General features: G+C 59.8%; 7 protein-coding genes. 6 read left to right on the top strand and 1 reads right to left on the bottom strand.

The annotated features are described in order from the left end of the window. Window positions 1–54: 54 nt before the first annotated feature. The 3 genes from IBT47_RS04245 to IBT47_RS04235 are packed head-to-tail and all read left to right on the top strand — an operon-like array spanning window position 55 to window position 3,200. The gene (locus IBT47_RS04245) at window positions 55–2,685 is read left to right on the top strand and encodes a YdbH family protein (protein WP_200559431.1); all 2,631 of its coding nucleotides are present in this window, start codon (window positions 55–57) and stop codon (window positions 2,683–2,685) included. Next, on the top strand, window positions 2,669–2,860 hold the full coding sequence (locus IBT47_RS04240; RefSeq protein WP_105594674.1) for a YnbE family lipoprotein: 192 nt from the start codon (window positions 2,669–2,671) through the stop codon (window positions 2,858–2,860). The genes IBT47_RS04245 and IBT47_RS04240 overlap by 17 nt, the downstream gene beginning before the upstream one ends. A gap of 10 nt (window positions 2,861–2,870) precedes the next feature. Further along, window positions 2,871–3,200: a YdbL family protein gene (locus IBT47_RS04235; RefSeq protein WP_105594673.1), complete on the top strand. Its 330-nt coding sequence runs from the start codon at window positions 2,871–2,873 to the stop codon at window positions 3,198–3,200. A gap of 111 nt (window positions 3,201–3,311) precedes the next feature. On the opposite strand, the gene IBT47_RS04230 is transcribed toward IBT47_RS04235, so the two are convergent. Continuing rightward, window positions 3,312–3,917: an FMN-dependent NADH-azoreductase gene (locus tag IBT47_RS04230; protein ID WP_105594672.1), complete on the bottom strand. Its 606-nt coding sequence runs from the start codon at window positions 3,915–3,917 to the stop codon at window positions 3,312–3,314. 231 nt (window positions 3,918–4,148) lie between these two features. Between IBT47_RS04230 and hrpA the strand changes: the two genes are divergently transcribed. The 3 genes from hrpA to IBT47_RS04215 form a co-directional block, all read left to right on the top strand. Beyond that, a complete protein-coding gene (hrpA, locus tag IBT47_RS04225; RefSeq protein WP_200559429.1) occupies window positions 4,149–8,048 on the top strand; it encodes an ATP-dependent RNA helicase HrpA in 3,900 nt (1,299 codons plus the stop codon). 271 nt (window positions 8,049–8,319) lie between these two features. Further along, window positions 8,320–9,999 carry a ShlB/FhaC/HecB family hemolysin secretion/activation protein gene (locus tag IBT47_RS04220; protein WP_200559799.1) on the top strand — a complete coding sequence of 560 codons (1,680 nt, stop codon included), beginning with the start codon at window positions 8,320–8,322 and terminating at the stop codon, window positions 9,997–9,999. A gap of 14 nt (window positions 10,000–10,013) precedes the next feature. Continuing rightward, the coding region (locus tag IBT47_RS04215; protein ID WP_200559427.1) for a filamentous hemagglutinin N-terminal domain-containing protein at window positions 10,014–17,534 on the top strand (7,521 nt) is incomplete at its 3' end.

The raw sequence follows: 17,534 nt of genomic DNA, 5'->3' as shown, positions 1-17,534 counted from the left end.
GATTCCGTGCCATCATTTCGTTGATAATCACGGACCGAACAGGATTTTGCTGCCATGAACAGGGGCTGGAAACGCGCGCTTGCCGCGCTGCTGGCAGCGATCCTGCTGCTGACAGGACTTTTACTCACGGTAACGCAGTGGCTACCGAGGCTGGTAGGGCTGTGGCTGCCGAATGATACCTTCATTTCCATTGATGGCGGACCGCGCTGGCAGCACGGTGCGCTTAACCTGCCCGGCGTCCACTACACTATCGGCGACTGCGAACTGGCGGCGGTGAAAAACGTCTCGCTCACCTACCGCCATCAGCGCTGGTTGGCCAACGCAGACAGCGTGATTATCGACAGCAAGTGCGCGGCCAAACTCCCGGCCAGTGACAGCCAAGATGCTCCCCGCACGCTGGCCGAATGGCAGCAGATGCTGCCCGGTGCCAGCGTGACCATCCGCCAGCTGACCCTCAAACCCTGGCCGCAGTGGGCGGGGCAGCTCCAGCTTGATTTCGAACCCGACAGCCAGCAGCTGCACTATAAAGGTGACAATCTCTCTCTTGAGGCTGAACTGCGGCAGCAGCAGCTGACGCTAAAAACCCTGACCGTACTGGCACCGGGTATCGCTCAGCCGGTCACGCTTGACGGTACGCTGACGCTGCCGCGCATTCCTGATGCGCTGCCGCAAAGCGGCGTGCTGCATGGCAATCTGGCGCTGGACGGCATTGCGGAGCCGCTGAATGTGCAGCTTGACTGGCAGCAGCAGAGCGGCACGCTGCGGGTCAGTGCAGCAAATCAGCCGCAGCCGCTGCTGGACCTGCCATGGCAGATCACTCCGCAGAATATTCAGATACAGCAGGGCAGCTGGAGCTGGCCGTGGGGCACCCAGCCGCTTTCCGGCGGGGTTTCGCTGCTGGCCGAAAACTGGCAGGAGGGGCTGACCGCCACTCAGCTTAACGGCCGCCTGAACCTGCTGACCTCGGGGCGCGGCGGCAAAGGCAACGTGGTGCTGTCGGTGGGGCCGGGGCATCTTGGCTGGCAGGAAAGCAGCCTGCCGCTGCGCCTTTACGGCGAAAGCAAACTCGATGCGCTGCAGTTTTACGCCAGCCTGGTGGGCGAACTTCGCGGGCCGCTGGCCGATCCGCAGCTGGCAATGCTGCCCGGCGCGCTGCTGCGGATGAAAGGCCGCCTGCTATCGACGCTGGAAGTCGATGAGGCCCGCTGGCCGCTGGCCGGGGTGAAGATCTCTTCAGCGGGGATCGACGGTCGTCTGCAGGCGATACTAAGTGCGCACGACGTGCAGATGGGCAATTTCCGTCTGCATCTTGACGGGCGGGCCAGCGATTTCTGGCCGGATAAAGGTGAATGGCGCTGGCGCTACTGGGGCGACGGGCGGCTGAAGCCGCTGGCGGCAAAGTGGGACGTGACCGGCACCGGGCGCTGGCAGGATTCGCTGATCGAACTCTCCACGCTTTCCACCGGCTTCGATCGCATCAGCTACGGCAGCGTGAACATGGCTGCGCCGCGCCTGACGCTGGTGAAACCCGTCAGCTGGCAGCGCGATGAGCAGAATCCATCCTTCGACGGCGAGCTGGCGCTAAAAGCGCGCGAAACCCGCTTCAGCGCCGGGGGCTATCTGCCGCCCTCAACGTTAACCCTGGTGGTAAAGGGCCGCGATCCGGCCGCGTTTCTGTTTAACGGTGCACTCCAGGCGCAAAAAATCGGTCCGGTTCAGGTACGTGGGCGCTGGGACGGCGAACGCCTGCGCGGCCAGGCCTGGTGGCCGGAACAGTCGCTTCGGGTCTTTCAGCCGCTGCTCAGCCCGGACCTCAAACTGTCGATCCAGAGCGGCACGCTGAAGGCGCAGGTGGCATTTTCAGCCGCGGCCGATCAGGGACTGGAAGCCGGTGGCCACTGGCTGGTGCGAAACGGCCGCGCGCTGCTGCCGGATAATGAATTCAACGGCGTGGATTTCTCGCTGCCGTTCCGTCTGCAATCCCACCGCTGGTACTTTGGCACCCACGGCCCGGTTTCGCTGCGCATCGGCGAGATCAAAAACCAGTTTGCCATGCAGAATGTTACTGCGGATCTGCGCGGCTGGTATCCGTGGAGCGAAGCGGAGCCGCTGAGCCTGAGCAATGTCAGCCTGGATATGCTGGGCGGTACGCTGAGCCTTGACCGTTTACAGATGCCGCAGACCGAGGCGGCGAAAATCCGCGTGCAGCATCTTGCACTGTCGCAGCTGATTACGGCGATGAAGCTCAAGCAGATTGCGCTGTCCGGCCATATCAACGGCGAGCTGCCGCTGTTCCTTAATAACAGCCAGTGGCTGGTGAAGGACGGCTGGATCGCCAACAGCGGGTCTCTGACCGTACGCATGGATAAAGATATGGCCGATGCCATCAGCAGCAATAATATTGCTGCCGGTGCGGCCATCGACTGGCTGCGCTATATGGAAATTTCGCGCAGTTGGGCGACGCTCGACCTTGATAACCTTGGCTGGATGAGCCTGACGGCAAAAGTCGACGGCACCAGTCGATTTAGCGACCGCGATCAGCGCGTTACGCTGAATTATTCCCAGCGGGAAAACCTGTTTCAACTCTGGCGCAGCCTGCGCTTTGGCGATAACCTGCAATCCTGGGTGGAAGATAACGCCACCCTGCCGTCGCAGAAGGAAAAACGTGATGAAAGCCCTGAATAGCCTGCAGATGGCTGGCGCGATGCTGTTGCTGTGCGGATGTATTCCGCGCATTGAAGTGGCGGCGCCGAAAGAACCGATCACCATCAATATGAACGTTAAAATCGAGCACGAGATCCATATCAAGGTCGATAAAGACGTGGAAGCGCTGTTAAAAAACCAGAGCGGCCTGTTCTGAGGATAAAACAATGAAACTGCTGAACAGAGCACTCCTGCTGGGCTGTCTGATGATATCTTCCGGTGCCATGGCGCTGACGCTTGACGAAGCGAGGCAGCAGGGCCGGGTGGGCGAAACGCTTAACGGCTATATTGCCCCCAGACAGACTGATGCGGAAACTCAGGCGCTGGTAAAACAGATCAACGAAGGCCGCAGCAGGCAGTATCAGCTGCTGGCGGAGCAGAATAATATGACGGCGGCCGAGGTGGCCAGAATCGCCGGACAAAAACTGGTGACGCGGGCAAAACCGGGTGAGTACGTGCGCGGGATCAACGGCCAGTGGCTGAAAAAACAGCCGTAGCGAAAAGTATGACCGTAGCGAAAAGTATTGCTATGGCCTAAAAAAAACGCGATGCAGCGGGCATCGCGTTGTTATTACGCTCCGGCAGCGATTTGCCACCGGTGATTAAAATCAGGCTGCAACGATTTTAGAGATAGCGTCTTTTGCATCGTTAGCGGCTTTCTGTGCCACTTCCGGACCGTAACCGATACCTTCAGCGAACACGAACTGCACGTCGGTCATCCCCAGGAAGCCCAGGAAGATGGTCAGGTACGGCGTCAGCAGATCGTTCGGGGTATCTTTATGGATGCCGCCGCGGCTGGTCAGAACAACCACTTTTTTACCTTTCACCAGGCCTTCAGGACCGTTTTCGGTGTAGCGGAAAGTGATGCCTGCACGGGCAACCAGGTCGAAGTAGTTTTTCAGCTGAGTTGGGATGTTGAAGTTGTACATTGGTGCAGCGATAACGATGGTGTCGTGCGCCTGCAGTTCTTCAATCAGCTCGTTGGACAGCGCCAGCGCGTCCTGCTGACGGGCAGTCAGTTCAGCGTCGGAAGGGCGCAGTGCGCCAACCAGCTCACCGTCCAGCACCGGAATTGGGTTTGCAGCTAAATCGCGGATGGTGACTTCATCACCAGGATGAGCGGCTTTCCACTCTGAAACCAGATGATCGGCCAGTTGGCCTGACTGAGAATAACCGGCGAGGATGCTTGATTTCAAAACGAGTACTTTGCTCATGTCTTCATTTCCTGTTGAGTCGCGGAATGCTGTCCGCCTGATGTGAAACACTCTACTGCGATATGCCGATGAGTGTAAGTGCGAGTTTTTGTTATCTATGTTCGAAAATATTGAATAAGGATAGCCGCGCAGGTAAAACGCTAAGTTCTTGTCTGTGCTACTATACGCAAAATTTTTTATCACAATACATCCATGTTGTCGGTTAACCGCGCAACAAAGTGAGTTTGACCTATGTCTGATACACCACAATCTGCCCTGACCGCGTTCTGGCCGCGCCTGGACTCGCTGATGCTGCGCGACAGCCAGCGCCTGCAGCGTCGTCTGCACGGGGCAAAAAAAGTTAAAAGCCCGGCCGCACTTCAGGCGATTACCGAAGAGCTAAACCAGGATTTTACCGCCGCCGAGCTGCGAATTGCCCAGCGCCGCGCCGCCGTACCGACCATTAACTACCCTGAAAATCTGCCGGTCAGCCAGAAGAAGCAGGACATCGCCAATGCCATCCGCGATAACCAGGTGGTGATTGTCGCCGGTGAAACCGGCTCGGGGAAAACCACCCAGCTGCCGAAAATCTGCATGGAGCTGGGCCGTGGCATTCGCGGCCTGATCGGCCACACCCAGCCGCGCCGCCTGGCCGCGCGCACCGTTGCCGACCGTATTGCCGCCGAGCTGGAAACCTCGCTGGGCGGCTGCGTGGGCTACAAAGTTCGTTTTAACGATCAGGTCGGTGACACCACCCAGGTGAAGCTGATGACCGACGGTATCCTGCTGGCGGAAATCCAGCAGGACCGTCTGCTGATGCAGTACGACACAATCATTATCGATGAAGCCCACGAACGCAGCCTGAACATCGATTTCCTGCTCGGCTACCTGCGCGAGCTGCTGCCAAAGCGCCCCGATCTGAAAGTCATCATCACCTCGGCGACCATCGATCCGCAGCGTTTCTCGCGCCATTTCAACAATGCGCCGGTGATTGAAGTCTCGGGCCGCACCTATCCGGTAGAAGTGCGCTATCGCCCGGTGGTGGAAGATGCCGACGATACCGACCGCGACCAGCTACAGGCAATCTTCGACGCGGTGGATGAACTGGGTCAGGAGAGCCGTGGCGATATTCTGATCTTTATGAGCGGCGAGCGTGAAATTCGCGACACCGCCGACGCGCTGATGAAGCGCGATCTGCCGCATACCGAGGTGCTGCCGCTCTACGCGCGACTGTCGAATGCCGAGCAGAACCGCGTCTTCCAGTCGCACGTCGGGCGGCGCATCGTGCTGGCCACCAACGTGGCGGAAACCTCGCTGACCGTGCCGGGCATCAAATACGTGATCGACCCGGGCACCGCGCGCATCAGCCGCTACAGCTTCCGCACCAAGGTGCAGCGCCTGCCGATTGAACCGGTATCGCAGGCGTCAGCCAACCAGCGTAAAGGGCGCTGCGGCCGCGTTTCTGAGGGGATCTGTATTCGTCTGTACTCCGAAGATGATTTCCTCAGTCGCCCACAGTTTACCGACCCGGAAATCCTGCGCACCAACCTGGCCTCGGTCATTCTGCAGATGACCTCGCTCGGGCTGGGAGATATTGCCGCCTTCCCGTTTGTGGAAGCACCGGACCAGCGCAATATTCAGGACGGCGTGCGCCTGCTGGAAGAGCTGGGTGCGATTACCCTGGATGATAACCAGCACTATAAACTGACCTCATCCGGCCGATCGCTGGCTCAGCTGCCGGTAGACCCGCGCCTGGCAAAAATGGTGCTGGAAGCGCAGAAATACGGCTGCGTGCGCGAGGCGATGATTATTACCTCCGCGCTGTCGATTCAGGACCCGCGCGAGCGTCCGGCCGAGAAAAAGCAGGCATCGGACGAGAAACACCAGCGATTTGCTGACAAAGAGTCGGATTTCAACGCCTTTGTTAATCTGTGGAACTATCTTCAGGAGCAGCAGAAAGCGCTGTCATCCAGCCAGTTCCGCCGCCAGTGCAAGCTGGACTATCTTAACTATCTGCGCGTGCGCGAGTGGCAGGATATCTATACCCAGCTGCGCCAGGTGGTGCGTGAACAGGGACTGCCGGTAAATAGCGAACCGGCCCCGTTCCGCGAGGTACATACCGCGCTGCTGACCGGCCTGCTGTCGCATATCGGCCAGAAAGACAGCGACAAGCAGGAGTACACCGGCGCGCGCAATGCCCGCTTTGCCATCTTCCCCGGTTCCGGGCTGTTTAAAAAACCGCCGAAGTGGACGATTGTCGCCGAACTGGTGGAAACCAGCCGCCTGTGGGGGCGTATTGCTGCGCGCATAGAGCCGGAATGGATTGAACCGCTTGCGCAGCATTTGCTGAAGCGCAGCTACAGCGAGCCGCACTGGGAGAAAGCGCAGGGCGCGGTGATGGCGATGGAGAAAGTGACGCTGTACGGCCTGCCGATCGTCGCGGCGCGCAAGGTGAACTACAGCCAGATTGACCCGGTGCTGTCGCGCGAACTATTTATCCGCCATGCGCTGGTGGAGGGCGACTGGCAGACGCGCCACGGCTTCTTCAAGGCCAACCTTAAACTGCGTGAAGAAGTGGAGGAGCTGGAACATAAATCCCGCCGCCGCGATATTCTGGTGGATGACGAGATCCTGTTCGAGTTCTACGACCAGCGCATTCCTCACGACGTGGTATCCGCCCGCCATTTCGACAGCTGGTGGAAAAATGCCAGCCGCACGGAGCCGGAACGGCTGAACTTCGCCAAAGAGATGCTTATCCGCCAGGGTGCGGAAAACGTCAGCAAACTGGATTACCCGAACTTCTGGCATCAGGGCAACCTGAAACTCAAGCTCAGCTACCAGTTTGAACCGGGCGCGGATGCTGACGGCGTGACCGTCCACGTGCCGCTGCCGCTGCTGAATCAGGTGGAAGAAAAAGGCTTTGAGTGGCAGATCCCCGGCATCCGCCGCGAGCTGGTTATCGCGCTGATCAAATCCCTGCCGAAGCCGTTACGCCGTAACTTTGTTCCCGCGCCAAACTACGCCGAAGCCTTCCTCGGCCGCGCTGAACCGCTGGTGCTGCCGCTGCTGGAATCGCTGGAGCGCGAATTCCGCCGTATGTCCGGCGTGACGGTGGACCGCGAAGCCTGGCAGTGGGATCAGGTGCCCGATCATCTTAAAATCACCTTCCGGGTGATCGATGAAAATAACCGTAAGCTGGCGGAAGGCAAAGACCTCGATGCGCTGAAGCTGCAGCTGAAGGGCAAGGTGCAGGAAACGCTATCGCAGGTGGCCGACGACGGCCTTGAGCAGAGCGGTCTGCATATCTGGAGCTTCGGCGATTTGCCGGACCACTTCGAGCAGAAGCGCGGCAGCTACAGCGTGAAAGCCTGGCCGGCGCTGGTGGATGAAAAAGACAGCGTGGCCATCCGGCTGTTTGACTCGCAGCATGAACAGCAGAAAGCGATGTGGCGCGGCCAGCGCCGCCTGCTGCTGCTGAACGTGCCTTCGCCAATCAAATACCTGCACGAGAAGCTGCCGAACAAGGCCAAGCTGGGGCTGTACTTTAACCCGTACGGCAAGGTGCTGGATCTGATTGACGACTGCATCGCCTGCGGCATTGATAAACTGATTGCCGAACACGGCGGCCCGAGCTGGCAGGAATCTGGCTATACCCGGCTGCACGATGTGGTGCGCGCCGAGCTGAACGACACGGTGGTGGAGATCGCCAAAATGGTCGAGCAGATCCTCACTGCGGTGTTCAACATCAATAAACGGCTGAAAGGGCGCGTAGATATGACTATGGCGCTGGCGCTTTCCGATATCAAAGCGCAGATGGGCGGGCTGGTGTATCGCGGCTTTGTCACCGGCAACGGCTGGAAAAAGCTGGCGGACACGCTGCGCTATTTGCAGGCGATTGAACGGCGCATGGAGAAGCTGGCGGTGGACCCCCACAGCGACCGCGCCAGGATGATCAAGGTGCAGAACGTTGAGCAGGCGTGGAACACCTGGTTCAACAAACTGCCGCCGCAGCGACGCGACGATGACGACGTGCAGGATATTCGCTGGATGACTGAAGAACTGCGCGTCAGCTTCTTTGCGCAGCAGCTGGGCACGCCGTATCCCGTTTCGGAAAAGCGGATTACCCAGGCGATGGAACAGCTGGTCATTTAGCCATAAAAAGAGAGCGGTCGTTCCGGCGATCGCTCTCGAAACGTTTGCCGGGTTTAATCATGCTTTGCGCCGTATGACCGAGCACGAGACGGCTGATGAAAACGAGTACTATTCAGTTGTATGGCTTATAGATAAATTACGATTTTATGGATATTTTGCGCTCCGTACAGGCTTCACAAACCTAAATACATTAATATTTGTTTAAGTTTGTTTGTACTTAATGGAGCTGTAACTTTTGGCAAGGATCGCAAATGCCCCCCGGTGTCGCCATATTATTCTGGCGACGCTTTCTGTAATTACCTGTTTTCACTTCACCGCTCAGGCTGCCCCGTTTATCGATCAGCAGCAGCAGCACATTAAAACCCAGCAGTCGGCGAAAGAGGCGCAGTTAACCCCGGATGCGCCGGATATTACCCTGACTGAACAGCCGCAGCCCGATGCCGAAGGTCCGTTTCCGCAGGAAACGCCCTGTTTTCCGATCAACCACGTTCAGCTGATGGGCAAAGAGGCCTTTCCACACTGGTTTCCGGCACAGCGGGTGGCTGACGGTGCAAAAGGACACTGCCTCGGCGTGATGGGCATCAACCAGCTGATGAGCCGGCTGCAAAACCGGCTGGTCGATCGCGGCTGGGTAACATCGCGGGTGCTGATCCCCGAGCAGGAACTCAGCAGCGGAACACTAATCGTTGCCCTTGTGCCGGGCATGATTCGCCATATTCGCTATGCCGACGGTTCCGATAAACGCGCCGTGCTCTATACCTCTATTCCCGCCCGCGAAGGCGCACTGCTGGATCTGCGCGATATCGAGCAGGGGCTGGAGAATCAGCAGCGCCTGCCGACGGTGCAGGACAATATGGAGATTGTCCCCGGCGATAATCCCGGCGAAAGCGATGTGATCATCAGCCGACAGCAGAGCAAAATCTGGCGGGTTAATCTGTGGGCCGATGACTCCGGCACGAAGAGCACCGGGCGCTATCAGGGCGGTGCCATGCTGGCGCTGGATAATCCGTTCGCCCTCAGCGATCTGCTGTATGTTTCCGCCAGCCACGATCTCGGCTTCAAAAGCCACGAACAGAGCAAAAATATTAACGGCCACTACTCGCTGCCGCTGGGCTACTGGCTGTTTGAGGTCAACGCCGGGCAGTACAACTACGTGCAAAACGTGGCGGGGTTCAATGGCGACATTCGCTATTCGGGTAAGAGTAAAAACCTGAACGTTGGCCTGAGCCGGGTTATTCAGCGCAACGCCAGCGGCAAAACGACGATGCGCGGCAGCGTGCTGGTTCGCGAGATCCGTAACTACATCGATCGTACCGAAATTGAGGTTCAGCGTCGGCGCACCAGCGCTTGGCTGCTCGGGCTCGATCATCGTCATTACTTTGGCGACGTGACCGTTGACGGCGGCGTCAGCTTCCAGCGCGGCACCCGCTGGTTTGGCGCGCTGCCCGCTTATGAAGAGCAATATGAAGACGGCTACGATGCTACCGAAAAAAGTAAAATTTTCACCCTGACGGCGGGCCTGAACTGGCCGTTTACGTTGGGAAATCAAAACTTTTCTTATCAGGTTAACTACCTGCAGCAGGCCAGCTCCACCCCGCTGACCTCGCCCGATCAAATCGCTATCGGTAACCGCTGGACGGTGCGCGGCTTTGACGGTGAACGCACCCTCAGCGCCAGTCGTGGCTGGTATGTACAAAATACGCTGGCATGGCGTACACCGCTGCCGCAGCAGGAGTTTTATCTCGGCGCAGACTACGGCGAAGTGAGCGGGCGCAGCGACGGTTCCACGCTGCTGGGGCACCAGCTGGCGGGCGGCGTGGCGGGCCTGCGGGGCAACCTCGACTTATTGGGCGCAAGCTATGACGCCTTCAGCGGCATACCGATCTATAAGCCACAGGGTTTTAAAACCGACTCGGTGACCTTTGGCTTCAGCGTCAGCTGGCAGTATTGATACAGGGATGAATCATGAACAAACACTGTTACCGCATCATTTTTAATCGCGCCCGTCGCATGCTGATGGTCGTTTCCGAACTGGCCCGCTGCCGCGCTGGCGATTCGGCTCGAGGCCCGGGCGGCATTGCTTCCTGCGTGGCCGTTCTGCGGCCTCTTACCGTGGCGTTATGGCTGGCCGGGGGGCTGGTCAGCGCCGCGCAGGCTGGCACGATTACCGCCGATCGCGGCGCGCCCGGCGGGCAGCGACCAACCGTACTGCAAACCGGCAACGGTCTGCCGCAGATCAACATTCAAACCCCTAACGGCCAGGGGCTTTCCCACAATAAATACAGCCAGTTTGACGTTGGCGAGCGGGGGGCGATTTTAAATAACAGCCAGCACAGCACCCAGACCCAGCTGGCCGGTCAGGTAGCGGGTAACCCGTGGCTGGCGAAGGGATCGGCCAAAGTTATCCTCAACGAAGTCAACAGTATGAACCCCAGCCAGCTCCACGGTTTTGTTGAGGTGGCGGGCAAGAAAGCGGATGTGATTATCGCTAACCCGGCGGGGATTACCTGTAGCGGATGCGGTTTTATTAACGCCGGGCACAACACCCTGGCGGCCGGGCGCGTACAGGTGAAAAACGGCCAGGTGGCGGGCTATGACGTCGATCGCGGGCGGATCATCATCAGCGGCGGCGGTATGGACGGCAGCCGTCAGGATTATACCCATCTGATTGCCCGCGCGGTGGAGGTGAACGCCCGATTACAGACCGGCGATCTGCAGGTGACCACCGGCCGCAATCAGACGGATGCCAACGGCAACGTCGTGGTAGTGAAAGCTGACGATCCTGAAGGGCGGCCGCAGTTTGCGGTGGATACCTCATCGCTGGGCGGCATGTACGGCAGGCGCATCACGCTGGTGGGAACCGAGCGCGGCGTGGGGGTGCGCAACGCCGGAGAAATCGGCGCGATGCAGGGAAAATTCACGCTCAATGCGCATGGGAAAATCTCCAACAGCGGCACGCTTTATGCGCAGCAGGATCTGGCGCTGAAAGCATCCCAGCTCGATAACCAGGGGCATATCTCGACCGGCAGCAACCTGCAGATTGCCAGCCAGGGCGATGTGACGAATAAGGGGGCGCTGAGTGCCGACGGTCATCTGCGACTGGACAGCGGCGGAAGGCTGCACAGCCAGGCCGGATCGGCGCTGACGGCGGGTGGTAACGCCACCGTGACGGCCCGCAGTATAGAAGCGGATGCAGGCAGTGCGATGGGGGCAGGAGTCGACAGCAGCGGAAAAGCAACGCGCACCGGGCAGTTGACGGTCAAGGCGGAACAGCGTCTTGCCAGCCACGGCACACATCTGAGCCACGACGGCTTTATCGCCTCCGGTCGCGAAGTGGATCTCTCCGGTAGTCAGAGCCGGGCAGCAACGGTTACCGTGACCGCCCGTGAAGGGGATATCAACGCTGACGATACGTTGATTGACGCACGGCAGGCCACGCTGAGTACGGCGCATACCTTAACCACGCGGCGGAGCGCTATCGCTGCGGACCAGCTGAACATCCATGCGGCTGAAAAGATCGATAACACGGGCGGAACGCTGATTTCACGCGGCGATCGGGGCCTGGCGTTGAACAGCCAGCGGATAGATAACCGTGGCGGCACGCTGGCCAGCGCCGGGGACTTTTCCCTCAGCAGCCATTCTCTGGACAATACCGGTGGCGAGCTGGGCTCCGAAAACGGCAGTGTTGCGATCCAAAGCGATGATATCAGCGGCGCGCAGGGCAAAATTCTTGCCGCTAAGGATCTGACGATTGGCGGCCAGCAGATCCTGCTGGACGGCGGTCTGACGCAGGGGCGGCAGGTTCGCGTACAGGGAACGTCGCTGTCGATACAGAACGGCCAGCTACTGCAAACCGGTAAGGGCGAGATGCAGATAAAGGCGACCGGCGATCTTCACGCTCGCGAGGGCGTGATTGAGAGTGCGGGAGCCATCGATCTGCGTGCGGCCAGCCTGGACAATAGCCAGGGTCGCATTGCCAGCAACAACGCGCTGCGGGTGGCGACCGGTAATCTTAACAACGCTTCAGGAACGCTGCTTGGCGAGCATCTTGACGTCCGCGCGGACGTGCTGAACAACCGCGAAGGCACGCTGGAAGCGCTTCAGTCGCTCAATATTACCGCCGGTTCACTGGACAGCCAGCAGGGCTTTATCAGCGCCGATAACGGTGATGCGAATCTGTCCGTCAGCGGGGAGATCGACAACCGTGGCGGAAACCTGCAAAGCGCGAAAAATCTGCACCTCAGCGCGGCGCAGCTGGCTAACCAGGACGGCAGAGTGCTGGCGGCCGACGGCAGGCTTCAGGGGGATTTCAGCGGCAGCGTAGATAACCGCAGCGGTAAATTTATTGCGCAGCAGCTGGCGATACAGGCTGCCGATCTTAACAACCAGCAGGGCGCGATCGGTGCCGTTTCCGGCGAGGGTAAGCTGGACCTCTCGGGCGCGCTGGACAATCGCGGCGGAACTCTGGAAGGGGGAAGTGAGCTGACGCTGGCGGCTTCCTCGCTGGATAACACCGCCGGACGCATCGCCACACCGGGAGCTATCCGCCTCGATCTGCGCGGCGGCGAGCTGATTAACGCGCAAACTAACGCCGACGGGCTGGGTATTCTCAGCGGAAAGGCGCTGGCGCTTAACACCGGCGACCTCAATAACCGGCAGGGCAAGCTACAGGCGCAGAGCCTGGATCTCTCCGCCGCTCATATCGATAACCAGTCGGGTGTACTGGCGGCCAGCGACCGGCTGAACCTGAAAGGCAGCTCGCTGAATAATACGCAGGGTATGGTGAGTGCCGATAACGGGGCGGCATCGCTGGCGCTGTCCGGCCAGCTGATCAACCGGCTGGGTACGCTGCAAAGCCAGCAGGCGCTGACTCTTCAGGCCGCCTCGCTTGATAACAACGGCGGCACCGTGCTGTCTGCCACGGCGCAGATTATCGGCCAGCTCAGCGGCGCGCTGAGTAACCTGGCGGGAAACCTGCTGGCAGGCACCTCGCTGGAACTGCATGCCGGATCGGTTGATAACCAGAACGGGGTTATTGCTGCTACCAACGGAGACAGCTCCCTGAATGCGGCGGGCCAGATTAATAACGAGGGCGGCGATATTGAAAGCAGCCAGCGCTTAACCCTGGATGCCGCGAGCGTAAAAAACAGCCAGGGCCAGCTTCTGGCCGGTGACGCGATGCAGATTTCCACCCGAGAGATAAACAACGCAGGCGGTCTGATCCAGGCCAGCGAGGCACTGGATATTAACACCCACGGCGGGGCGCTGATTAACACTGATACGCTCACCGAAACCGGCGGAATTCGCGCTGGCGGTGCGTTGACGCTGAGCGCTGGCAACGTGGATAACCATAACGGTTTAATCAGCGGCGATACGTTCACAGGCCAGGGTCTGGCGTGGAACAACCTTGCCGGGGAGATCGACAGCCTTCATGCGCTGAGCCTGAGCGGAACCACGCTCGGTAACGGCCAGGGGCTGATTAGCGCCGGAGACGGTGACCTGACAATATCGCTGAGCCAGGCCCTCGATAATCAGCAAGGCACGATGCAGAGCAGCCAGGGCCTGCACGTTACGGCCGCCGCGCTCAATAACACCAGCGGTTCTCTGCTGGCGGCGGGTAGCAGCGCCAGTGTTAAGGTGCAGAACGTGTTAACTAACCAGCAGGGTAAGCTGCTGGCGAAAGACGATCTGCTGCTCAACGCTGGCAACATTGATAACGGTAACGGCCAGATGGTATCAACCAGCGGATCGTTAACCCTCTCAGCCGGAACCCTGAACAATCGGCTCGGCAGCCTGGCGGCGCAGAAGGATGTGCAGATTGGCGCTCAATCGCTGGACAACCGTGAAGGGACCATCACCAGCGTGGACGGTGCGCTGAATGCCCGGCTGGATGCGGGGATTGATAACCAGCACGGCGTGCTGCAAAGCGGAAATAGCGTCACGCTTACCGGCGCATCGCTGGATAACCGCAGCGGTAAAGTGCTGGCCGTGGCCGGGAAAAATCAGATTACCGTAAGCAACGAGCTGAATAATGCGCAGGGGCAGATTGTCAGCGGCGGGGCGACCGAGCTGCACGCTGCATCGCTGAGCAACCAGGACGGTGCCGTCAGCAGTAAAAACGGCGCGCTCGAGGTTAAGGTTAACGGCGCGATCGATAACCAGCGGGGATCGCTGGAGGCCGCGGGACCGGTACAGATTAGCAGCACCAGCCTCGACAACCGTGAGGCATCAATCCTCTCGGCAAACGAATCGCTGACGGTCAGCACCGCACAGAACCTGAACAATCAGCAGGGCCACATTGCCGCCCGTAAAAACGTGACGCTGAGCGCCGACGGGCTGAATAATCAGCAGGGGACAGTGACCGCCGTTGACGAAACGCTGACGGTTCACGGCGGGCAGAACCTGGACAATAGCGACGGAACGCTGCAAAGCAGCGGCGATCTGTCACTTGATACGCTCAGCCTGACCAACGCGCGCGGAACCATTCAGTCCACTCAGGGAGACGGGCTGCTGACGATCGCTGGCTCGGTGGACAACCAGCTGGGCAGCATTGTCGCCAGCGGGGCGCTGACCTTGAACAGCGGCGATATCGATAACCGCAAAGGGGTGCTGCTGGCGGATTCCCTCGATCTGAGCAGCCAGCGGTTAACTAACCAGGCGGGATTAATTCAGGGCAGCGATGGCCTGCGTATTGATACCCACGGTCAGCAGCTCGACAACAGCTACACTAACGGTGAGAAAACCGGGCTACGCAGCGGCGGTGCGCTGAATCTGATCGCGGGCGATGTGATCAACCAGGCCGGGCTGATTGCCGGGAAACTGCTGGATCTTAACCTCAGGAGCCTGAATAACCGCGCGGGTGCTATCGGCAGCGCTGAAGGCAGCAAGATCGCCAGCGGCGCGCTGGATAATCAGAATGGCGCGATCCAGTCCGGCGGCGACCTCAGCCTGGATACGCACGGTGCCGATCTGCATAACCAGCAGGGAAAACTGCTGGCCGACGGATCGCTTGCCATCAACAGCGGCAGCCTGAGTAATCAGCAGGGCCTGATCCAGGGTGGCGCTGGCCTGTCTGTGCAGGGGAGCCGCGTTGATAATCAGCACGGCCAGATGCTTTCGGGCGCGGATCTGACGGCCAGCGTGGATTCGCTGGACAACACCGATGGCCTGCTGTTTGCCGCCGGGGATGCGCAGCTGGCGGTCCGGCAGAACGTACAAAACCAACAGGGGCTGATCAAAGCCGGCCAGGCGCTGAACCTGAGCGCCAGCCAGATTGACAATCAGCACACGCGCGGCAGCAAACAGGGCATTGAGGCGCAGGATCTGACGCTGAGCGTCGGCAGCCTCAACAATCAGGACGGTGCCCTGCGTGCGGGCGATACGTTGCAGGCCAGCGTGCGCGAGCAGCTTAATAACCAGAACGGCCTGATTTCGTCGCAGAACAGCCTGAAAGTGGGCCAGCCGGGATCAAAACTGGTGCTGAGCAACGCGGGCGGCGACATCGTTGCCAACGGCGACGCCAGCCTGTGGCTTGGGGCGTTTGACGGTGCCGGGAGGATCGTCAGCGGCGGCAGTCTTGGCCTGGATATCACTTCCGCTGTAAACCAGAGCGGGACGCTGGCCGCGGGTGACGATCTGACTTTCAATACCCACGGCAACGCACTGAGCAACAGCGGCGCGCTGAGCGCGGGCAAGCAGCTGACGCTGACCACCGGACAGCTGAACAATCAGCAGAGCGGCGACATCAATGCGGGCACGACCCATATCAATGCTTCCGGCATCCTCAATCAGGGGCTGATCGACGGTGGCGATGTGCTGTTGCGCACCGACACGCTGCATAACACCGGAACGGGGCGACTGTACGGCGACCGGCTGGTGATTGATGCGCGCACGCTGCTGAATGATAAGTCCGGAGAAACGGCTGCGACGATTGCCGCCCGCGACGATCTGACAATCGCCACCGATCGGCTGAGTAATCAGGATCACGGCCTGATCTACAGTAACGGCGGGCTGAGCATTGGCGGCAGGCTGAACGCTGCGGGCGAACTGACCGACCAGGCATCGCAGGTTGAGAACCTGAGCGCCACCATTGAGGCGATGGGCGATCTGCGCATTGACGCCGCGAAGACGGAAAACCGTGACATCCACTTAACGGTCAGCAGCGATCTGAAAACCGTCTCCGTTACCCCGAACGTGCTGGAAGTTGAGCTGTGCACCGGGGAAAAATGGACCGAGGGCTGCGGCAGGACGGACGGCCAGCACTACAGCTTCAAAGGGTATCTGGTTGAATTCAACCAGGATGAAACCAGCCCCGTTGCCTTTGACTTCGACCAGGACGGGCGCAGCTACGCGCTGGATGAACAGGGTAATCGCATCACCGTCGACGTTGACGGAAAGCCGCAGTACATCTACCTCTGGCAGGATAACGATAAGGATATCATCCGCTTTAATCTGCCGGGCGTGTCCGGTGACGGGCGTCGATTCGATATTTTCTCCTACACCCAGAGCGTAAAAGAGCAGCAGGTCAGCGGTCAGGACAGCGCGGTGATCCGCAGCGGCGGCGATTTAACGCTGAACGGCGATCTGCACAATAAAGACAGCCAGGTGGTGGCCGGGCAGGATCTGCTGATTAACGGCAGCGTCGATAATGATGAAACCACCGTCCGGCAGGAAATCACCAAAGACGGCGTGGTGGTCAGAGCGGGTAAACGCAAGAGTCACAAGCAGACCCACTTTGAGGGGCAAGGCGTTTATCAGGCACCGGTGCAGGAAACGGATCTGCCGCTGCATCTGACCGTTCAGCAACAGGGGCAGGGAGCGGGTGAAGGCCGGACGATCGCCCAACAGCAGTCAACATCCGGTGCGGGCGGGCAGGCATCGGGGCTGAACGGCGCTGAAACTCTGGCTCGGCTTGGGCAGCAGACGCTGGTGAGCGAAGTGCCGCTGCCGTCCGGGCCGTCCGGGGATACGCAGCTGAAACCCGTGTCGGATGCCCTTTCCGACGGCAGCGGCGCTGCCGATCTGCAAATGCGGAAAACCGCGGACGGCATGACGGATGCCGCGCTCACCGGCGCGGCGGACCTGACGGCCACCTCGGCGGGCAATACCGGCAGCACGCAGGACGGCGCTCAGATTGATGATACGCACAGCGGGCTGCCGGTGACGTCTCCTTCGAAGGATAACTGGGTGCTGCGCAGCGTGACCGGGCCGGTGAAACTGCCGGATAACAGCCTGTTCAGCCTGCATCCCGGCTCTGACAGCCATTACCTGGTTGAAACCGATCCGCGCTTCACCGACGGTAAACAGGCGCTGAGCAGCAGTGCCTTCTACAGCCAGGACCAGCTGCAAAAGCGGCTGGGGGACGGTTTCTACGAGCAGTCGCTGGTGCGGGATCAGGTGATGAAGGCCACCGGCCAGCGCTATCTTTCCGGCTACAGCGACGATGAAAGCCAGTACCGGGCGCTGCTCAGCAGCGGCAAATCCTTC

Origin of the sequence: Erwinia sp. S43 (genome assembly GCF_016624745.1) — a bacterium.
In the GTDB taxonomy this organism is placed as follows: Bacteria; Pseudomonadota; Gammaproteobacteria; order Enterobacterales; family Enterobacteriaceae; genus Erwinia; species Erwinia coffeiphila.
Note: the sequence above shows the minus strand (reverse complement) of the source record. Positions and strands in the feature narration are given on the sequence as shown.